Annotated in this window: 14 protein-coding genes; 5 read left to right on the top strand and 9 right to left on the bottom strand. The window is 65.3% G+C overall.

Annotated features, from left to right (window positions below):
• Positions 1 to 119: 119 nt before the first annotated feature.
• From BJ6T_RS11050 to BJ6T_RS11025, 6 genes are all read right to left on the bottom strand, one after another.
• Complete coding sequence (locus BJ6T_RS11050; RefSeq protein ID WP_014492435.1) at positions 120 to 1,517, bottom strand: NAD(P)(+) transhydrogenase (Re/Si-specific) subunit beta; 1,398 nt, start codon at positions 1,515 to 1,517, stop codon at positions 120 to 122.
• A gap of 39 nt (positions 1,518 to 1,556) precedes the next feature.
• Positions 1,557 to 1,874, bottom strand: coding sequence for a proton-translocating transhydrogenase family protein (locus BJ6T_RS11045; RefSeq protein WP_014492434.1), 318 nt, complete (start codon positions 1,872 to 1,874; stop codon positions 1,557 to 1,559).
• 11 nt (positions 1,875 to 1,885) lie between these two features.
• Positions 1,886 to 3,013 (bottom strand): Re/Si-specific NAD(P)(+) transhydrogenase subunit alpha, encoded by a 1,128-nt coding sequence (locus tag BJ6T_RS11040; RefSeq protein WP_014492433.1) that lies wholly within the window; start codon positions 3,011 to 3,013, stop codon positions 1,886 to 1,888.
• Between the two features lie 138 nt (positions 3,014 to 3,151).
• Positions 3,152 to 3,304 (bottom strand): aa3-type cytochrome c oxidase subunit IV, encoded by a 153-nt coding sequence (locus tag BJ6T_RS11035; protein WP_008136857.1) that lies wholly within the window; start codon positions 3,302 to 3,304, stop codon positions 3,152 to 3,154.
• Between the two features lie 140 nt (positions 3,305 to 3,444).
• Complete coding sequence (locus BJ6T_RS11030) at positions 3,445 to 6,432, bottom strand: patatin-like phospholipase domain-containing protein (RefSeq protein ID WP_014492432.1); 2,988 nt, start codon at positions 6,430 to 6,432, stop codon at positions 3,445 to 3,447.
• 223 nt (positions 6,433 to 6,655) lie between these two features.
• Entirely contained in the window at positions 6,656 to 8,563 is a 1,908-nt protein-coding gene (locus BJ6T_RS11025) for a M3 family oligoendopeptidase (RefSeq protein WP_014492431.1), read from the bottom strand.
• Between the two features lie 127 nt (positions 8,564 to 8,690).
• On the opposite strand from BJ6T_RS11025, the gene BJ6T_RS11020 reads away from it, so the two are divergent.
• The 3 genes from BJ6T_RS11020 (at position 8,691) to BJ6T_RS11010 (ending at position 14,669) form a co-directional block, all read left to right on the top strand.
• Positions 8,691 to 10,187 carry a sigma-54-dependent transcriptional regulator gene (locus BJ6T_RS11020; protein WP_028170356.1) on the top strand — a complete coding sequence of 499 codons (1,497 nt, stop codon included), beginning with the start codon at positions 8,691 to 8,693 and terminating at the stop codon, positions 10,185 to 10,187.
• A 365-nt stretch (positions 10,188 to 10,552) separates the two neighbouring features.
• Complete coding sequence (locus BJ6T_RS11015; RefSeq protein WP_014492429.1) at positions 10,553 to 12,766, top strand: L,D-transpeptidase family protein; 2,214 nt, start codon at positions 10,553 to 10,555, stop codon at positions 12,764 to 12,766.
• A gap of 280 nt (positions 12,767 to 13,046) precedes the next feature.
• The gene (locus BJ6T_RS11010) at positions 13,047 to 14,669 is read left to right on the top strand and encodes a peptidoglycan L,D-endopeptidase MepK (RefSeq protein WP_232208385.1); all 1,623 of its coding nucleotides are present in this window, start codon (positions 13,047 to 13,049) and stop codon (positions 14,667 to 14,669) included.
• A 16-nt stretch (positions 14,670 to 14,685) separates the two neighbouring features.
• Here the strand turns inward: BJ6T_RS11010 and BJ6T_RS11005 are convergent, their stop codons facing one another.
• The 3 genes from BJ6T_RS11005 to BJ6T_RS10995 form a co-directional block, all read right to left on the bottom strand.
• Entirely contained in the window at positions 14,686 to 15,102 is a 417-nt protein-coding gene (locus BJ6T_RS11005) for a DUF1801 domain-containing protein (RefSeq protein WP_014492427.1), read from the bottom strand.
• 63 nt (positions 15,103 to 15,165) lie between these two features.
• Positions 15,166 to 15,438 (bottom strand): DUF2312 domain-containing protein, encoded by a 273-nt coding sequence (locus BJ6T_RS11000; protein WP_014492426.1) that lies wholly within the window; start codon positions 15,436 to 15,438, stop codon positions 15,166 to 15,168.
• A gap of 198 nt (positions 15,439 to 15,636) precedes the next feature.
• Positions 15,637 to 15,939 (bottom strand): DUF1244 domain-containing protein, encoded by a 303-nt coding sequence (locus tag BJ6T_RS10995; RefSeq protein ID WP_014492425.1) that lies wholly within the window; start codon positions 15,937 to 15,939, stop codon positions 15,637 to 15,639.
• 179 nt (positions 15,940 to 16,118) lie between these two features.
• On the opposite strand from BJ6T_RS10995, the gene BJ6T_RS10990 reads away from it, so the two are divergent.
• Positions 16,119 to 16,718 carry a DUF1036 domain-containing protein gene (locus BJ6T_RS10990; RefSeq protein WP_014492424.1) on the top strand — a complete coding sequence of 200 codons (600 nt, stop codon included), beginning with the start codon at positions 16,119 to 16,121 and terminating at the stop codon, positions 16,716 to 16,718.
• On the top strand, positions 16,715 to 18,151 hold the full coding sequence (gene pyk / locus BJ6T_RS10985; protein WP_014492423.1) for a pyruvate kinase: 1,437 nt from the start codon (positions 16,715 to 16,717) through the stop codon (positions 18,149 to 18,151). The genes BJ6T_RS10990 and pyk overlap by 4 nt, the downstream gene beginning before the upstream one ends.
• Positions 18,152 to 18,205: the final 54 nt, after the last annotated feature.

The following is an 18,205-nucleotide window of genomic DNA, read 5'->3' as shown; positions in this document are numbered from 1 at the left end:
GCACGCCGCCGCATGGGCGGCGTGCCATGCGACACGCTGCTCGCGCGTCGCTTTCGGTGGCATGCGATGGGACCGGTGCCACTCCCTGTTCAGGGCCACGGTCCGCTCGCCTTCCCGCCCTACATCGCCTTGACGATGTTCTCGGTGACCTTCTTGGCGTCGCCGAGCAGCATCATGGTGTTGTCGCGGTAGAACAGCGGATTGTCGATACCGGCATAGCCCGAGGCGAGCGAGCGCTTGATGAACATCACGGTGCCGGCCTTCCAGACCTGCAGGACGGGCATGCCGTAGATCGGCGAGGTCTTGTCCTCTTCGGCCGCCGGGTTGGTGACGTCGTTGGCGCCGATCACGAAGGCGATGTCGGCCTGCGCGAATTCGGAGTTGATGTCCTCGAGCTCGAACACCTCGTCGTAGGGGACGTTGGCCTCGGCGAGCAGCACGTTCATGTGGCCGGGCATGCGGCCCGCGACCGGGTGAATGGCGTACTTCACCTCGACGCCTTCCTTCTTCAGCATGTCGGCCATTTCGCGCAGCGCGTGCTGCGCCTGCGCCACCGCCATGCCGTAGCCGGGCACGATGATGACCTTGGAGGCGTTCTTCATGATGAAGGCGGCGTCATCGGCCGAGCCGAGCTTGGCCGGCTTCTGCTCGCCCGTACCGCCGCCGGCCGCAGCGGTCTCGCCGCCGAAGCCGCCGAGGATGACCGAGATGAAGGACCGGTTCATCGCGTGGCACATGATGTAGGACAGGATCGCACCGGACGAGCCGACCAGCGCGCCGGTGATGATCAGCGCGGAATTGCCCAGCGTGAAGCCGATGCCGGCCGCGGCCCAGCCGGAATAGGAGTTCAGCATCGAGATCACGACCGGCATGTCGGCGCCGCCGATCGGGATGATCATGAGCACGCCGAGCGCCAGCGCCAGGATGACAATCAGCCAGAAGTCGAGCGCGCCGCCGGTGAGGACCAGGCGGACGATGAAGAACACCAGCGCCACGGCAATCGCGATGTTGATGATGTGACGGGCGGGCAGGATGACCGGCGCGCCGCTCATCCGCGCGGACAGCTTCAGGAACGCGATCACCGAGCCGGTGAAGGTCAGCGCGCCGATGGCGACGCCGAGCGACATCTCGACCAGGCTCTGCGGATGGATGTTGCCGGGGGTGCCGATGTCGAAAGCCTCGGGTGCGTAGAACGCACCCGCGGCGACCAGCACCGCGGCCATGCCGACCAGCGAGTGGAAGGCGGCGACCAGTTCCGGCATCGAGGTCATCGGCACGCGGCGGGCGATGACCGCGCCGATCGCGGCACCGATGGCGATGCCGACGATGACGAGCACCCAGGCGAGGCCGTCTGCCGGCGGATGGTTGGCGAGCGTGGTGGCGACCGCGATCGCCATGCCGATCATGCCGAACAGATTGCCCTGGCGCGACGAAGCCGGGCTCGACAGCCCGCGTAGCGACAGGATGAACAGCACTCCCGCCACGAGATACAAAAATGCAGAGAGGTTGGCGCTCATCTCAGGTCCCCATTGATCCCATCAGCCCGAGGTGGCCGCTTACTTCGACTTCTTCTTGTACATCGCCAGCATGCGCTGGGTGACAAGGAAGCCGCCGAAGATGTTGATGCAGGCGAAGATCAGCGCGACGAAGCCGAAGGCGCGTGCCCAGCCCGAGCCGCTCGAGACATTGGCGACGCCGCCGGCGAGGAGCGCGCCGACCACGATCACCGACGAGATCGCGTTGGTCACGCTCATCAGCGGCGTGTGCAGCGCCGGCGTCACCGACCACACCACGAAATAGCCGACGAAGACGGCGAGGACGAAGATCGACAGCCGGAAGATGAAGGGGTCGACGACCTGTGCTGCATGCTCCATGGCGGCTCTCCTTAAACCTTCGGCTGGAAGTTCGGGTGGATCACGGCGCCGTCCTTGGTCAGGGCGGTGGCCTTGACGAGCTCGTCGTCCCAGTTCACGGCGAGCTTCTTCTCTTTCTTGTCGACCATGGTCTCGATGAAGGAGAACAGATTGCGTGCGTAGAGGCTGGAGGCCGAGGCCGCGACGCGGCCGGCGACGTTGGTGTAGCCGACGATCTTGATGCCATCGAGGTCGACGACCTCGCCGGGCCTGGCGCCCTCGACATTGCCGCCACGCTCGATCGCGAGATCGACCAGCACCGAGCCCGGCTTCATCGACTTGACCACTTCAGCACTGACGAGCTTCGGCGCAGGCCGGCCCGGAATCAGCGCGGTCGTGATCACGATATCCTGCTTCTTGATGTGCTCGGCGGTGAGCGCGGCCTGCTTGGCCTGGTACTCCTTGGACATTTCCTTGGCGTAGCCGCCGGCGGTCTGCGCGTTCTTGAACTCCTCGTCCTCGACGGCGAGGAACTTCGCACCAAGCGATTCCACCTGCTCTTTCGTCGCGGGCCGCACGTCGGTCGCGGTGACGATGGCGCCGAGGCGGCGCGCGGTCGCGATCGCCTGGAGGCCGGCAACGCCGACGCCCATCACGAACACCTTTGCGGCGGGCACGGTGCCGGCGGCGGTCATCATCATCGGGAAGGCGCGGCCAAAGGCCTCGGCCCCCTCGATCACGGCGCGGTAGCCGGCAAGGTTCGCCTGCGACGACAGCACGTCCATCACCTGCGCACGGGTGATGCGCGGCATCAGTTCCATCGCGAAGGCGGAGACCCCGGAATCGGCGATCGTCTTCAGCGCGGCCTCGTTGCCGTAGGGGTCCATGATGGCGATGACGAGCGCACCGCGCTTGTACTGCGCGAGCTCGGAGGCCTCAGGACGCTTCACCTTGATGATGATGTCGGCGTCCTTCAGCGCATCGGCGCTGACGGTGGCGCCCACGGCGGTGAATTCGGAATCCGGCAGGCCCGATTTGAGGCCGGCACCCGGCTCGACGGCGATCTCGGCGCCCAACGCCTTGAACTTCTTCACCGTATCAGGCGAAGCGGCAACACGCGGCTCCGACGGATCGATTTCCTTGGCAACGGCGATCTTCATAGGCCCTCCGGCGACGCGGGACAGCGCGCGCGCAAACTTAAGCGTTACTCCCGCAGCGTTCGATACCGGTTTTGGGACCGGCTTGGATGCAAATTTTGTAGGCGGCAGCCGCTGCTGGCGTGTGCAGCTGCCGATAGGTCAGGTCAGGAAGATCGCCATCAGGATCACGATGAGCGCGACCGAGGCCGTGCCGTACTTCACCAGCTTGATGAAGCCCTCATAGGTCTGCTCGTGGGCAACGTAGTCGTTGCCGTCGGCGGTGGTGTACGCCACTTCGCTATGGTCAGCCATGTATTGTCCCCAGTCGAAAGTCGAATTCTTGGGCTGGGATACCGCAAACCTTCGGGCAGGGCAACGGCACCGATGGCCGGTTTTCGGGCAAATCAGGTGATTTGGAATTCCGATTGCCGGGAATCCGGCTGTCGCGCTGCTCAGCCCTGATCGATCATCGTGGCGGTGACGCTTGCGGTTTGCCGCCGGGGTACCGGAAGACCGAGCGCCTCGCGGACCGCGTCGATCGCCGGCTCGCCCGCTTCGGTGAATAGGGCCATATGCGGATCGACGCCGGACCCGACCGCGACCGGATTGTCACCGGACAGGAAACCGTGCGCCATGTGGAAGCCAAGCGCGCGGTAGACCTCGAACTGCTCTTCCGAGAAGAACTGGTCACCCGTGGTCTCGTGCGGGAAGCGGTCGTTTCGCCGCGCGTAGTCCCGGATATAGTCGTTCTCGTCGCCATTGAGCGACGATTTGACGTAAACGAGATAGCCCTGCTCGTCGCCTCCATAGTCGATGGTGCCGATCGCGACGTGGACGTGGTCTCGCGCAATGTCGTCGCGCTCGTCGGCCGCGCCGGGATCGCCCGCCTTGTCGGCATTGCGCGCCATCAGCGCACGCGTGCGCTCGCGAATCGGCGTCCATGGCAGGTCGATGCGGACGCCGAGATCGATGCGGGCGTAACGCTGCAACGTCATCAGGGAACCGAAATTCATCGGCGCATCGGCTTCCGCATCGACCGCGATGATCACCTTGCAGCGGCGGCGCAACAGCTCGTAGACGCCGAGATTCTCGATATGGCCGCCGTCCGTCAGATAGACGCTGTCGCTGTTCTCGTACAGGCGCCCCGAGATCTCCGACCAGAAATAGATCGGCGTGGAGCGGCGCTGCGGCCGGACACGCTCATCGACGTAACGCGGGTTCTTCAGCCAGTAGCCGAGCCGGACGTTGAGGAGTGCAAGCGTCGGCGTCAGCGCCTTGATCGAGCTCGACCCCATGTTCGAGGAGGCCGCGGCTCCGGAAATCGCCATTGCGGTGGCGAGATCGAGACTTTGCTCGTCGTCCTGCACGAGAGCGGTGGGCGCATAGCCCGTCGCCTCGCTGCCGACGTTCAGGGCGGAGAACACGAAGAAGTCCGCGTTGCGTCCGCGCCGGTTGGCGAAGTCGGAGCCTTGAATATTCAGCGCAGTATTGATGAGCTGATAGGGCGCGTGCAGCTTCGGCGCAGCCTGCTGCCCCGGAATCCGGGCCGTCGCGGCCGGAGCGGCGTAGAGATCCGTCAGCTTCATGCGATCGAGCGCCTTGAAATCGCGCCCCTGGTCGAGACTGGCTTCGGCGGGCGCGACGCGCCCGTCGGCCGAACGCGTCGGATCGAACAGGAAGGCCTTGCTCAGGCGATCGCGATAGAGCCGGTGCAACGAGTTCGCATTCGGCGTCAGGCAGAACGAGATGGCGAACAGCAGGACGCCGGCGAACGTGTAGAGGATCACCATGTGCAGACTGTAGGAATAGGCGAGCTCCGAAGCGTTGCCCTGGAACAGGCTGGGAAAACGCACCTGAACCACCTGCCCCGCTTTCTGAGCCAGGAACAGGAGCCAGGCGGGCGTGTGCCAGGTCGGCGTCAGCTGCTCGGCATCTGCCACGACCTGCGGCGCGGCTTTCGGCGTGATTTCCGCCGACAAGGTCCCCTTGCTGGCATCGAACTGAATCCTGCCTGCGAGGCTGCCGGACAGCGCGTTCGATTTGGCATTGACCAGGCACTCTCGCTGGGAGGTTGCGCCCATGACGGAAGGGCACCTCTCGTACAGATCGTTGGCGATGCCCCAATAGGACAGATAGAGGTATGCGACCCAGATGACGAGCGGAAGCGCAAGGCCCGCGATCCACAGCGCGACCTTGGCGACGACCGCGAGCACAAGCGAGCCCCATTGCGAGGATGCGCTGTTGCCCTTCAGCAATTCCACGAATTGCTGCCTGAACGCGGTGACGAAGACACCGATTGGCGCAGCCACCGCCGCGAGCGACTTGATCCAGGTGATCGCAACCGCAGCAGCCGGTCCACCGATTGCGCTGCTCTCGGCGACATCGAACATCTGCTCCAGCATGAAGGGTTGAAACTCGAAGAAGGCGATCACCGCCAGCAGCACCAGGAAGGTCGCGCCCATGCTCGGCCAATGCGATCGGAACTCCTGCCGCTTGCCGGGGCTCGCGAGCGACTGCTTGAGCGCCCATCCGAAAAACAGGACGCCCCCGATGATTGCGATCGACAGGCTCAACGCAAAATGCTGGACCTTGAGAAACCGCGCGAAGTCGCACGCGACGCCCAGCAACAGCGCGATCCCGCCAATATAGGCGAAGACGACGCTGGGACCGCTGCCGCGGACGGAGCGGGAGGCGAAATAGGCGAGCCCGCTGCAAGCGAACATCACCAGCGCGACGACCAGGCCGAATATACTGAACCCGTAACGATCGAGGTCGCTGAAATCATGCAGCTCGCACAACGACCTGTTGTTGAGACTGATGCCGAAGATGTTCGCATCCGTAAGGCAGCTCCGCAGCGGCGTCGACCAGATGGTGACGGCGGCAAGCAGCAGCACGATGGGCAACGTCAACCCGATATTGGCGACCAGTCCCCGCACGACGATCGCAACTCCGGTCAGAAGATCGCGGGCCCCGGCAGGGATCAGATAGTTGGAATAGTTGCGCAGGTGTCCGACCGACGGCGTATCGCTGATCTCGGCGGACGTGACGGTTCCGCCGACGGGTCTTTCGCCGAATACAAAGCGCCGTGCCGTCGTCATGGTGGCGCTGAGCGAGGTGCCGATATAGCCGCCGCCCGACACCGTGGAGAGATAGTCGATCCGGCCGATCAGATTGTGGTGGTTCAGTGCCTGGAGCACGCCGAGGCAAACGGCCGACGAGCGAATGCCACCGCCAGACAACGCAAGCCCGACGACGTCGAGCAACTGGCAGGGTTGCAGGCCGTCGGCGTCGAGGCGCCGTTCCGGCTCGCGTCGGGTGTTGATCGCCTCGATCTCATCGCAGACGATCTGATGGTGCTTCTCGCACCAGGGCGTTTCCTGATCGACGACGGCAGCATTTCTCGCCATCGGAGCCGGCGTGGCGGGCCCTTGATGGAGCATGGGTGCCTCCCCAGGGAGAAACCGATCAATCCACAATCAATAGTAGAAAATCATTTCCGAGTATCTGTTGAGTTAGTCTTGCGGGCCGCGCGAACGTTCAATCGCACGTAGCAAATTGCCGGCCTCCGCCGCGAAGGTCGCCCACGCGCATGGATGGAACTGGGGGCCGCAAAAACTTGCGACACCCGCATTCCGTGCACCGGGAAGGAACTCGCGCCTCGCCTCAGCCCATCGCCTCGAGCTCGTCGATCATCCCGGCAATGACCGACAGACCGCCGTCCCAGAATCTGGGATCCTTGGCATCGAGTCCGAACGGTCGCAGCAGCTCGGAGTAATGCTTGGTGCCGCCGGCGGCGAGCATGTCGAGATAGCGCTCGGCAAAGCCCTCGGCGGCATTCTCGTAGACGGCGTAGAGCGAGTTCACGAGACAATCGCCATAGGCATAGGCGTAGACGTAGAACGGCGAGTGGATGAAGTGCGGGATGTACATCCAGTAGTTCTCGTAGCCCGCCTTGATCTCGATCGCCGGCCCGAGGCTCTCGCCCTGCACCGACAGCCAGATCTCGCCAAGCCGCGTCGCGGTGAGCTCGCCGTTCTTGCGCTCGGTATGGACCGCGCGCTCGAACGAATAGAACGCGATCTGCCGCACCACGGTGTTGATCATGTCCTCGACCTTGCCGGCGAGCAGCGCCTGGCGCTGCCTGGCGCTCTTGGTCTGCGCCAGCAGCCGCCGGAAGGTCAGCATCTCGCCGAACACGCTCGCCGTCTCGGCCAGCGTCAGCGGCGTCGGCGCCATCAGCGCGCCGTTCTTCGCAGCCAGCACCTGGTGCACGCCATGGCCGAGCTCATGCGCGAGCGTCATCACGTCGCGCGGCTTGCCCTGGTAGTTCATCAGCACGTAAGGATGCGCCGACGGCGTGGTCGGATGTGAGAACGCGCCCGGCGCCTTGCCCGGACGCACCGGCGCGTCGATCCAGCGATCGGTGAAGAAGCGCTCGGCGATCTCGGCCATTTTGGGCGAGAAGCCGCGATAGGCCGTCAGCACCATGTTGCGCGCATCGGGCCAGCCGATCACGTCGGTCGCGGCGAACGGCAGCGGCGCGTTGCGGTCCCAGTAAGCCAGCCGCTTCTTGCCGAACCACTTCGCCTTCAACGCATAATAGCGATGCGACAGCTTTGGATAGGCCGCGCGCACCGAGGCAACCAGCGCATCCACCACCTCGCGCTCGACGCGGTTGTTCAGGTGGCGGGAATCCGCGACATCCTGAAAGCCGCGCCAGCGGTCCGAGATGTCCTTGTCCTTGGCGAGCGTGTTGGTGATCAGCGCAAAGGTGCGCTCATTGGCCTTGAAGGTTTTCGCCAGCGCTTCGGCCGCGGCCTTGCGCTTGGCGCCGTCGCGGTCCTGCAAAAAATTGAGCGTCGGCTCGATCGCGAGCTCTTTGGCGCCGACCTTGAAGCGCAGGCCCGAGATGGTCTGATCGAACAGCCGGTTGAAGGCGGAATAGCCGGTTTGCGACTTCTCCAGGAAGAGCTGCTCGAGCTTGTCGTCGAGCTGGTACGGCTTCTCCTTGCGCAGATCCTCGATCCAGGGGCGGTAATGCGCGAGCTCGGCGGCCTGCATCGCGCGGTTCAAAATATCGTCATCGACGCGGTTGAGCTCGAGCGCGAAGAACAGGAGATGCGTGGACGCCGCCGTCAGCCGCTCAGAGACATCGCCGTAAAACTTTGAAATCTTGGGATCAACGCTGTCGCCTGCATGGACGAGACCGGCATAAGAGCCGAGACGCCCGGCGAGATCGTCGATCGCCTCATAGCGTCGCACCGCCTCGGCGAGCCATTTTCCGCCATCTTCGTTTGCTGTCCCTGTGGCGAGCTTGCCCTTGTAGTCGGTCTCGAACGCGACGCAATCGGCGTCCATCCTTTCGAGATCGCGCGCCACTTCCGGCGCATCGATCCCGGAATAGAGGTCGGCGAGGTTCCACTCTGGAAGCCTGCCGGTCTTGCTCGCAGGCTTTGCGGGCGAAGATTTGGAGGACTTTGCCTTGGCGGCGGATTTCCTGGTGCTTGGCTTGCGGAGAGCGGGCTTGCTGGAGGCAGTCTTCTTGAGAGCAGATTTGGGGCGCGAATTCATTGTGTGGGAAACCTGTGTTCAACAAGCGCGACGGCGGGCGGGGGCATCAAGTTTTAAGAGTGCGTTAATCGGCTTCGGCCAGAGTGACCCGATTCGAGACAGATAGTAGTAGCGTGCGGGGAACACCATGGCTGCCTGTATTTTGATCGCCGACGACGACGCTGTAGCCCGCCGGCTGGTCGAGAACATGGTGCAGAAATGCGGCTATGAGACGGTCGTCGTGGACTCCGGCGACGCCGCGATCGCCGCCCTCACCGCTCCCGATGCACCGGCGATCGACGCCGTCATCCTCGATCTCGTGATGCCCGGCCTCGACGGCATGGGCGTGCTGGCGAAAATCCGCGAGGCCGGCCTCGGCGTCCCCATCATCGTGCAGACCGCCCATGGCGGCATCGACAACGTGATCTCGGCGATGCGCGCGGGCGCGGCCGATTTCGTCGTCAAGCCGGTTGGCTTGGAGCGGCTTCAGGTCTCTCTGCGCAACGCACTCAATGCCTCCGCGCTCAAGGGCGAGTTGCAGCGTATCCGTCATAGCCGCGAGGGCCGGCTGACTTTCTCCGACATCATCACCCGCGCCGAGGGGATGGCGGCCGTGATGCGCGCCGCGCAGAAGGCCGCGGGCTCGTCGATCCCCGTGCTGATCGAGGGCGAGTCCGGCGTCGGCAAGGAGATGTTCGCACGCGCCATCCATGGCAGCGGCGAGCGCAAGGCCAAGCCGTTCGTCGCAGTCAATTGCGGCGCGATCCCCGACAATCTCGTCGAGTCGATCCTGTTCGGCCACGAGAAGGGCGCCTTCACTGGCGCCACCGAACGGCACACCGGCAAGTTCGTCGAGGCTCATGGCGGCACGCTGTTCCTGGACGAGGTCAGCGAGCTGCCGCTCACCGCGCAGGTCAAGCTGCTGCGCGCACTTCAGGAAGGCGCGGTCGAGGCGGTCGGCGGGCGCAAGCCGTTGAAGGTCGACGTCCGGATCATCTCCGCGACCAACCGCAGGCTGCTGGAGCGGGTGAAGCAGGGTCATTTCCGCGAAGATCTGTTCTATCGCCTCCACGTGCTGCCGCTGACGATCCCCTCGCTGCGGGCGCGGCGTGAGGACATCCCGCATCTGCTCCGGCATTTCCTGGCGCGCTTTGCTGCCGAGGAGAACCGCCTCATCACCGGCATCAGCGGCGAGGCCGTGGCGCACCTTGCCCAGCTCGACTGGCCGGGCAACATCCGCCAGCTCGAAAACGCGGTCTACCGCGCGGTGGTGATGAGCGAGGGCGACCAGCTTGACCTTGCCGACTTCCCCCTGCTCACCCCGCAGCCGCATCTGGCGACGGACATCCCGACCGCGCCGCTGATGCTCGAGCCGATCGCGGCGCCCTCGGTGGTGTCGGGTGGTGAAATACCGATCGCGCCGCTGCCGCTGGCGGGCACCCTTTCCATGCTGACCCCCACCGGCGACGTCCGCCCGCTGGACGACATGGAGAACGAGATCATCCGTTTCGCGATCTCGCATTATCGGGGGCAGATGTCCGAGGTCGCCCGCCGCCTCAAGATCGGCCGCTCCACGCTCTACCGCAAGCTCGACGAAGCCGGGGTTCCCGGACATGGCGGCAAAAGCGGTGAGGAGACGCGCTGAGCCTCATGCGAACGGAGGTTCGCCTGGCGTTGCGATGACGCCGCAAGCCCTTCGCATTACGGCAAAATCCGGCCGCGACGTGAACCGTGACTTGGAAGTGACAGACACATGGAAAAGCGTCTGCCAAAGCCGCACAATCCGTTGCAAACGGGCTTTCTTGAAGTCAGTTTGTCGTGAGTTGCCCCGGGTAGCGCTGGCCGCCCAAACGGGGCCTGTATATCGTCTGCGTGGGATTCGTTCGTCCGCGTATGAATCGTTGCGTGCAGGCGTGCAACTTTCGAGCGGCCGGCGCAGTTTAGCCGAAGCTCATTAGGCGATAATGAAGCTGTTCCACGAGGGACAGTTCACCCGAGGGGTGCGACACAATGCGTGACTGTTTGAACCACCGTGCGGGCTTTGACCGCGTCTTGATGACGGTCGCGGCGACCTTCCTCACGGTATCGGCCAGCTCGGCCCTGGCGCAGGATCAGGCGCGCAGCAGCGCCGCCGAACTCGCCATCGAAGCCGCGATCCCGCGCCCCGAGCCCGCCAACGTCCCGCCCCCGACCGCATCCGACATCAAGCTCGACACCACCGCGACGGTTCAGGACTCCGCAAAGGAGCCGACCAAGGAACCAGTGAAGGCCGAAGCCGCACCGGGCCCCGACAAGGTCGAGACCAAGCCTTCCGACGTCGCCACCACGCCTGCATCTGAGGCGCCGAAGAGCGAAACCGCCAAGTCCGAGCCCGCGAAGACCGAGCCCGCCAAATCCGAACCGGCAAAGGCCGACACCGCGACGGCAACGCCAGCCGCGCCTGCGGCCCCCGCTGCGGCTCCGGCCGCCGAGCCGGTGAAGGCCGCGAGCAACGTTCCCGCCGCCGACCAGCCGGTCGCCGACAAGCTCAAGGACATCATCGGCGCCAAGACCTCGCGCCATTTCGACCGCAAGAACGAGCGCGCCGCGATCGAGAAGTTTTACGGTGCACGCGACTTCGCGCCGGTCTGGACCCAGGCCGGCAGCCTGACCGCCGCGGCCAAGGGCGTGATCGCGCGGCTGAAGGATGCGGCCTCCGATGGCCTCAATCCCGCCGACTATCCGGTGCCGGATTTCGCCGCCGCCACGACGCCCGATGCGCTCGCCGATGCCGAGCTGAAGCTCACCGCCAGCATGTTCGACTATGCGCGCCAGGCCCAGAGCGGCCGCATGCACTGGTCGCAGGTCAGCGGCGACATCCTCTATCCCGAGCATCCGGTCGATCCGAACGAGGTGCTCGCCAAGGTCACGACCGCAGCCGACGCCTCCGCAGCGCTCGACAGCTACAACCCGCCGCAGAAGCTCTACAAGGAGCTGAAGGCCAAGCTCGCCGAACTGCGCGGCCTGGGCAGCGGCCCGGTGATCGAAATCGCCGACGGTCCGGCGCTGAAATACACCCCGGCCGGCAAGAAGCAGGCTGAAATCGTCGTTGAAGATCCGCGCGTGCCGCAGCTCCGCGCCAAGCTCGGCCTCGCCGAGAACGCCGGCGACACCCGCTATGACGCCACCGTCGCCGAAGCCGTGCGCAAATTCCAGAGCGGCGCCGAGATGAAGGTAACAGGCATCCTCGACGACAAGACCGTCAAGGCGATCAACACCCCGAAGCGCGACAAGCAGATCGACACGGTGCTGGTGAACATGGAGCGCTGGCGCTGGCTGCCGCGCGACCTCGGCGTCCCCTCGTTGGGCGATGCCTATGTCATCCTCAACATTCCCGACTACACGCTGAAGGTGATGCAGCGCGGCCAGCAGGTCTGGACCACCCGCGTCGTCACCGGCAAGCCGGGCACGCATGCGACGCCGCTGCTCACCGAGACGATGAAGTACATCACGGTCAATCCGACCTGGAACGTGCCGCCGTCGATCGTCTACAACGAATACCTCCCGGCGCTTCAGCAGGACCCGACGGTGCTCCAGCGCATGGGCCTCAAGCTCGAGCAGAACCGTGACGGCTCCGTGCACATCTCGCAGCCCCCGGGTGAGGCCAACGCGCTCGGCCGCATTCGCTTCAACTTCCCGAACAAGTTCCTGGTCTATCAGCACGACACGCCGGACAAGAACCTGTTCGCCAAGGAAGATCGCGCCTTCAGCCATGGCTGCATGCGCGTGCAGAATCCGGATCAGTACGCCTCGATTCTGCTCAACATCGCCATGCCGAACGAGAAGTACACGCCGGAGCGCGTGCGCAGCATGTACGGCAAGAGCGAGATCGACCTGAAATTCCCGACGCCGATCCCGGTCAACATCACCTACCAGACCGCGTTCGTGGACGATGCCGGCAAGCTGCAAATCCGCAAGGACGTCTATGGCCGTGACGCGACCATGATCAACATCCTGAAGAACGGTCGCGGCAAGGACCTCGAGAACGTCGTCGCACACTCCCAGCCGAGCTATTCGCGCCCGGCGACGACGCTGCCCTCGGGCGTGGCGATCGCCAACAATGGCGGCGGCTTCGGCTCGTCGGGTCCGAACTTCTTCGAGCGGCTGTTCGGGGCCCCGGCCCTGGCCCCGCCGCCGGCTCCGGTCGGCCGGCGGCCGCAGCAGCAGCGGGTGTTTACCCGCTGAGGCCTCCCCGACAGGTTTTTGCCGGAAATTCTCTAGTAAGATCAGCGACCTCACCCCCCTGGATGGGGTCGCTTAAGTTTACCATTCTCCACCCGAACTCCGGCAGCGGGCGTTTTTTTGCCACACTGAGCCGCTTAGGTTCGTTGACTTGGTTTGGGGTCGGGAAGGTCAACCTCGAATTAACCTTCTCGCTTTAAGAAAGCGTTCATCCTCTTTCGCGCGCTAACGGGGTTGCCGGGAGAGTCCATTTTGAACGCTCGTCGACTGGGTGGGCTCATTCGTGCTGACTGGTCTCGCACGCAAATTCGCAGTGCTGTCGTTGTCCCATGCGGGAGTGAAGGCCGGATCCCGGATCGGCCTCGCTTCCGCACTGCTGCTTGCTGCGGCGGGCTCGGTCCATGACGCCGCCGCGCTGAACGAGACCAAGACGCTCTCGTTCCACCACACCCATTCCGGCGAAGACCTCACCGTCACCTTCAAGCGCGACGGCCGTTTCGACGAGGCCGCGCTGAAGCAGCTCAACCACTTCCTGCGCGACTGGCGCACCCAGGACGAGACGGTCATGGATCGTCGCCTGTTCGACATCCTCTGGGAAGTCTATCGCGACGTCGACGGCAAGCAGCCGATCCAGATCATCTCCTCCTACCGCTCCCCCGCCACCAACGCCATGCTCCGCCGCCGCTCCTCCGGCGTGGCGCGCTTCAGCCAGCACATGCTGGGGCATGCGATGGACTTCTACATTCCGGGCGTGCCGCTGGAGCAGATCCGCTTCGCCGGCCTGCGCCTGCAGCGCGGCGGCGTCGGCTTCTATCCGACCTCCGGCTCGCCCTTCGTCCATCTGGACACCGGCAGCATCCGGCACTGGCCGCGCATGACGCATGACCAGCTCGCCCGCGTCTTCCCGGATGGCCGCACGGTTCACGTCCCGACCGACGGTACGCCGCTGAAGGGCTATGAGCTGGCCAAGGCCGACATCGAGCGCCGCGGCACCGGCGACGATTCCGGCAGCAAGCCGAATTTCTTTGCCGCCCTGTTCAGGAGCAAGTCGGCTCCGGCCGCCACGAGCAGCGACGAGGATGACGAGAGCGCGCCCGCCCCGGCCGCAAAGCCTGTTGCGCCGACCGTGGTTGCCGCCGCGGCCAAGCCGGCCGATCCGGTGCCGACACCGCGCGCCAAGCCGCAGATCGCCGCTGCGATCCAGCTCGCTTCGGCAGATGTGCAGCTCGTTGTACCGCCCAAGCCGAAGCCCGCGCCCGTGGCTGACAAGCCGACAGCCGACAAATCTGTTGAGGGCAAGCCCGAGACCCCGGCCGATATCATCAATGCCCGCGGCTTCTGGGATACCCCTGCGACCCCGCAGCAGGCGACGCCAGCGCAAGTGGCTGCGCTGAAGGCCCGCCAGGCGCTCGCCGCCGCCACCGAGCCGCAAGCAACCGCGAGCGTCTCCAGCGCGGCCTATCAGGCACTGGCCTACGCGCCGGCGTCCGCCTCCCCGGTCGACCGCGCCAACGTCGTCGCCGCCTCCGCGCCGGTCCCGCGCACGGGCCGCCCCGTTGCCGCGACGCGCGGCCTTCCGCCCGCGACCGAGATCAACACGGTGGTCGGCAAGAGCATCGACGGCAGGATCGCAACCGCGACCCGCCTCTCCGCCGCCAGAGGCGAAAGCATCTGGCTCAAGATCGTGATGCTGTCGCCGAGCGCCAGCCGCGCGATGTCGGTGACGCTGATGGGCGAGCTGGATACCGTTGCGCTGCGCGGCTATTTCGTCAAACCGCAGGCCGTGATCGCGATGGGCTTTGCCGACGATCCGATGCAGGGCCTGTCCTGCGACAGTTTTACGGGCAGCGCGACCGCGAAGCTCGAGACGAGGTCGTTCGTCATGCGCACCGCGGCGCTGCGCTGACGTCTTGCAAGCGCTGCTAGCGCTTCCGCCGCCGGTCCAGATGATAGGTCAGCGCGAGCGACAGACAGACCGATAGCGGCTGTTTAGGCAGCCTGCCCGAGACATCCAGCAACAGCGCCCGGGTCTGCCGATACTCGAACTGATCGGGAAAGCGTTCGCGAAAGGTATCGATCAACGTCGTCTTGCAGTTGAACAGGATGGCGGCGTGCTCGGAGTCCTTCAGGCGGCCGAGCCGTATCGTGGAGCCGCTGCCGCTCTCATCGGTCAAGTAAGCCGGCTCGCCCCATTTCAGGGTCTCGGTGAGCTTGCCAACCTCTTCATGCGCCGCAGCGGTCGCGAAGATCAGCGCACGCACCTGGAGTAGCCGCTTGCCGATCGGCGCCGGAAGGGCGCGGAAGGCACGGTCCACCTCGCGCGGCAGCGTCGGCGTCACGACGTCTCTCCCGACTCAAGACTCAGGCTCGTCCTGGCTTTCGCCAGGACGAGAGTAATCGCCTCAGAGCATTCCCAGCGCCTGCATGTAGGTCTCGAGGATCGTCTCGGCCTCGGCGCGCTCGTTCGGGTCCTGCTTGCGCATGCGCACGATGGTGCGCAGCGCCTTGACGTCGTAGCCATTGCCCTTGCTCTCGGCATAGACGTCGCGGATGTCGTCGGAGATCGCCTTCTTCTCTTCCTCCAGCCGCTCGATGCGCTCGATGATGGACTTGAGCTGGTCCTTGGCAAATTTCGTCGCGGGCTCGTCGTCGCGGACGGCGGCGGAGGTGGCCATCTTGGTACTCCCAATGGAACTGGCAAAACGAGGTGACGCCGGCATCCTCACCGCGCGTGCTGGTTGACCCTTAGGGTTCGCCGCTCTCGCGTTCAAGGCAGCATCGCGCTCGTCCACAGCGCGCCCACACATTCCTGCGGCGGAGCGAAGAAAGCAGTTGTGTGGTGCGACTCACCGCCAGTCTGCCGGCGAGGCCGTTCAATGCCCGGGGTGGACTTTCTTCATCGCCTCGATCTGCTCGGGCGTGGCCGTGCCCTGGTATTTCGACTTCCAGGTCTCGTAGGGCATGCCGTAGACGGCCTCGCGGCTCTCGTCCTTGCTGAGCGCGACGCCCTGCGCGTCGGCGGCGTCCTTGAGCCAGTTGGACAGGCAGTTGCGGCAGAAGCCGGCCAGATTCATCAGATCGATGTTCTGGACATCGGTCCGCGTCTTCAGATGATCGACCAGGCGCCGGAAAGCGGCGGCCTCGAGCTCCGTTCTGGTTTTGTCGTCGATTGCCATGGCTGGATCCCTTCGGCCTGAATTGGTTCTGCCCCGATGGGGGTCACCCTTACGGGATCAGGTGGGGGCCTGTCACAGATTTTGCCATATCACGGCGCAAACGGCCCCAGAGCCAAACCGAAGGCCGGCTCCCCGGCCCTACGCCAAATCGTCAATCATCTGGTATACGTTCCGCGACAATGATCGCCGAATCTCCCCGCGCCCCCCTTCGCCTGCTCGCCCGGTTGGTCCCGGTGCTGGTGGTTGGCCTGCTGTGCCTCTGGGCCAGCCCGGCCTCCGCCGACTTCCGGCTTTGCAACAACACCTCGAGCCGGGTCGGCATTGCGCTCGGCTACAAGGACGCCGAGGGCTGGACCACCGAGGGCTGGTGGAACATCTCGTCGCGTTCCTGCGAGACCCTGCTGCGGGGAACGCTGGTCGCCCGCTACTATTACATCTACGCCATCGACTATGACCGCGGCGGCGAATGGTCGGGCCAGGCCTTCATGTGCTCGCGCGACAAGGAATTCACCATCCGCGGCACCGAGGATTGCCTCGCGCGCGGCTACGACCGGACCGGCTATTTCGAGGTCGATACCGGCGAGCAGCGGGCCTGGACGGTTCAGCTCACCGACGCCAACGAGCAGCCGTCACAGCAGCAGCGCGTGCCTGGCCTGCCGGGCCCGGTCGGCCCGGGTGGCGGCGTTCCGGGTTTGCCCAATAGTCCGCCCGGTGGTACGCCCCCCGCCGCGCCTGGCCTCCCGCCAGCTCCCTCGCCACCGTCTGGAAATAAGCCATGAGGCGTCTTCGCCGTATCAAGATTCTCGCGACCCTGGGACCTGCCTCTTCAGACCTCGCGATGATTCGCCGCCTGTTCGAGGCCGGCGCCGATCTGTTCCGCATCAACATGAGCCACACCCCGCATGACAAGATGCGGGAGCTGGTCGCGACGATCCGCAACGTCGAGAGCAGTTATGGCCGGCCGATCGGCATTCTGGTCGATCTCCAGGGCCCGAAGCTCAGGCTCGGCGCCTTCGCCGAAGGCGCGGTCCAGCTCCAGAACGGTCAGATCTTCACGCTCGATTCCAACAAGGCGCCGGGCGACGCCACGCGCGTCAATCTCCCGCATCCGGAGATCCTGGCTGCACTCAGGCCCGGCCATTCGCTGCTGCTCGACGACGGCAAGGTGCGCCTGATCGCGGAGGAGACTTCGAAAGAGCACGCGGTGACGCGTGTCGTGGTCGGCGGCCGGATGTCCGACCGCAAGGGCGTCAGCCTGCCCGACACCGATCTGCCGGTCTCGGCGATGACGCCGAAGGACCGTGCCGACCTCGAGGCCGCGCTGGTGACCGGCGTCGACTGGATCGCGCTGTCCTTCGTGCAGCGCGCCGACGATGTGATCGAGGCCAAGAAGATGATCCGCGGCCGCGCTGCGGTGATGGCCAAGATCGAGAAGCCGCAGGCGATCGACCGCCTCGCCGACATCATCGACGCCTCCGACGCGCTGATGGTGGCGCGCGGCGACCTCGGCGTCGAGCTGCCGCTGGAACGCGTGCCGAGCCTGCAGAAGCAGATGACGCGTATGGCGCGCCGTGCCGGCAAGCCGGTGGTGATCGCAACCCAGATGCTGGAATCGATGATCCAGTCGCCGGTGCCGACCCGCGCCGAGGTCTCCGACGTCGCCACCGCCGTCTATGAGGGCGCCGACGCCATCATGCTGTCGGCGGAATCGGCGGCCGGCAAATTCCCGGTCGAAGCGGTCTCGACCATGAACCGCATCGGCGAGGAGGTCGAGCGCGACCCGACCTATCGTTCGGTCATCACCGCGCAGCGCCCCGCGCCGGAAACCACCGCCGGCGACGCCATCGCAGACGCCGCGCGGCAGATCGCCGAGACGCTCGACCTGCCGGCGCTGATCTGCTGGACCAGCTCCGGCTCGACCGCGGTGCGTGTGGCCCGCGAGCGGCCGAAGCCGCCGATCGTGGCGATCACGCCGAACATGGCCGCCGGACGCCGTCTCGCCGTCGTCTGGGGCGTGCATTGCGTGGTGGCGGACGATGCCCGCGACCAGGACGACATGGTGAGCCGCGCCGGCCAGATCGCCTTCCGCGACGGTTTTGTCCGCGCCGGCCAGCGCGTGATCATCGTCGCCGGCGTGCCGCTCGGCATCCCCGGCACCACCAACATGGTGCGCATCGCCTCGGTCGGGCCCGAGGGCGACGCGAATTTGTAGGCCCGTAGGTGCGGGCCAAAACAAAAATGTCGAAAACAACCCCATGCACAGTAG

It is taken from the genome of Bradyrhizobium japonicum USDA 6, from assembly GCF_000284375.1.
Classification (GTDB): domain Bacteria; phylum Pseudomonadota; class Alphaproteobacteria; order Rhizobiales; family Xanthobacteraceae; genus Bradyrhizobium; species Bradyrhizobium japonicum.
This window is presented reverse-complemented; position numbering and strand designations above follow the sequence as displayed.

Excerpts from the sequence above, each read along its gene's own strand:
- BJ6T_RS11050 (WP_014492435.1), bottom strand. The coding sequence starts at position 1,517 with ATGAGCGCCAACCTCTCTGCATTTTTGTATCTCGTGGCGGGAGTGCTG.
- BJ6T_RS10990 (WP_014492424.1), top strand. The coding sequence starts at position 16,119 with ATGATCGCCGAATCTCCCCGCGCCCCCCTTCGCCTGCTCGCCCGGTTG.
- BJ6T_RS11045 (WP_014492434.1), bottom strand. The coding sequence starts at position 1,874 with ATGGAGCATGCAGCACAGGTCGTCGACCCCTTCATCTTCCGGCTGTCG.
- BJ6T_RS11025 (WP_014492431.1), bottom strand. The coding sequence starts at position 8,563 with ATGAATTCGCGCCCCAAATCTGCTCTCAAGAAGACTGCCTCCAGCAAG.
- BJ6T_RS10995 (WP_014492425.1), bottom strand. The coding sequence starts at position 15,939 with ATGGCAATCGACGACAAAACCAGAACGGAGCTCGAGGCCGCCGCTTTC.
- BJ6T_RS11030 (WP_014492432.1), bottom strand. The coding sequence starts at position 6,432 with ATGCTCCATCAAGGGCCCGCCACGCCGGCTCCGATGGCGAGAAATGCT.
- BJ6T_RS11035 (WP_008136857.1), bottom strand. The coding sequence starts at position 3,304 with ATGGCTGACCATAGCGAAGTGGCGTACACCACCGCCGACGGCAACGAC.
- BJ6T_RS11020 (WP_028170356.1), top strand. The coding sequence starts at position 8,691 with ATGGCTGCCTGTATTTTGATCGCCGACGACGACGCTGTAGCCCGCCGG.
- BJ6T_RS11015 (WP_014492429.1), top strand. The coding sequence starts at position 10,553 with ATGCGTGACTGTTTGAACCACCGTGCGGGCTTTGACCGCGTCTTGATG.
- BJ6T_RS11040 (WP_014492433.1), bottom strand. The coding sequence starts at position 3,013 with ATGAAGATCGCCGTTGCCAAGGAAATCGATCCGTCGGAGCCGCGTGTT.
- pyk (WP_014492423.1), top strand. The coding sequence starts at position 16,715 with ATGAGGCGTCTTCGCCGTATCAAGATTCTCGCGACCCTGGGACCTGCC.
- BJ6T_RS11000 (WP_014492426.1), bottom strand. The coding sequence starts at position 15,438 with ATGGCCACCTCCGCCGCCGTCCGCGACGACGAGCCCGCGACGAAATTT.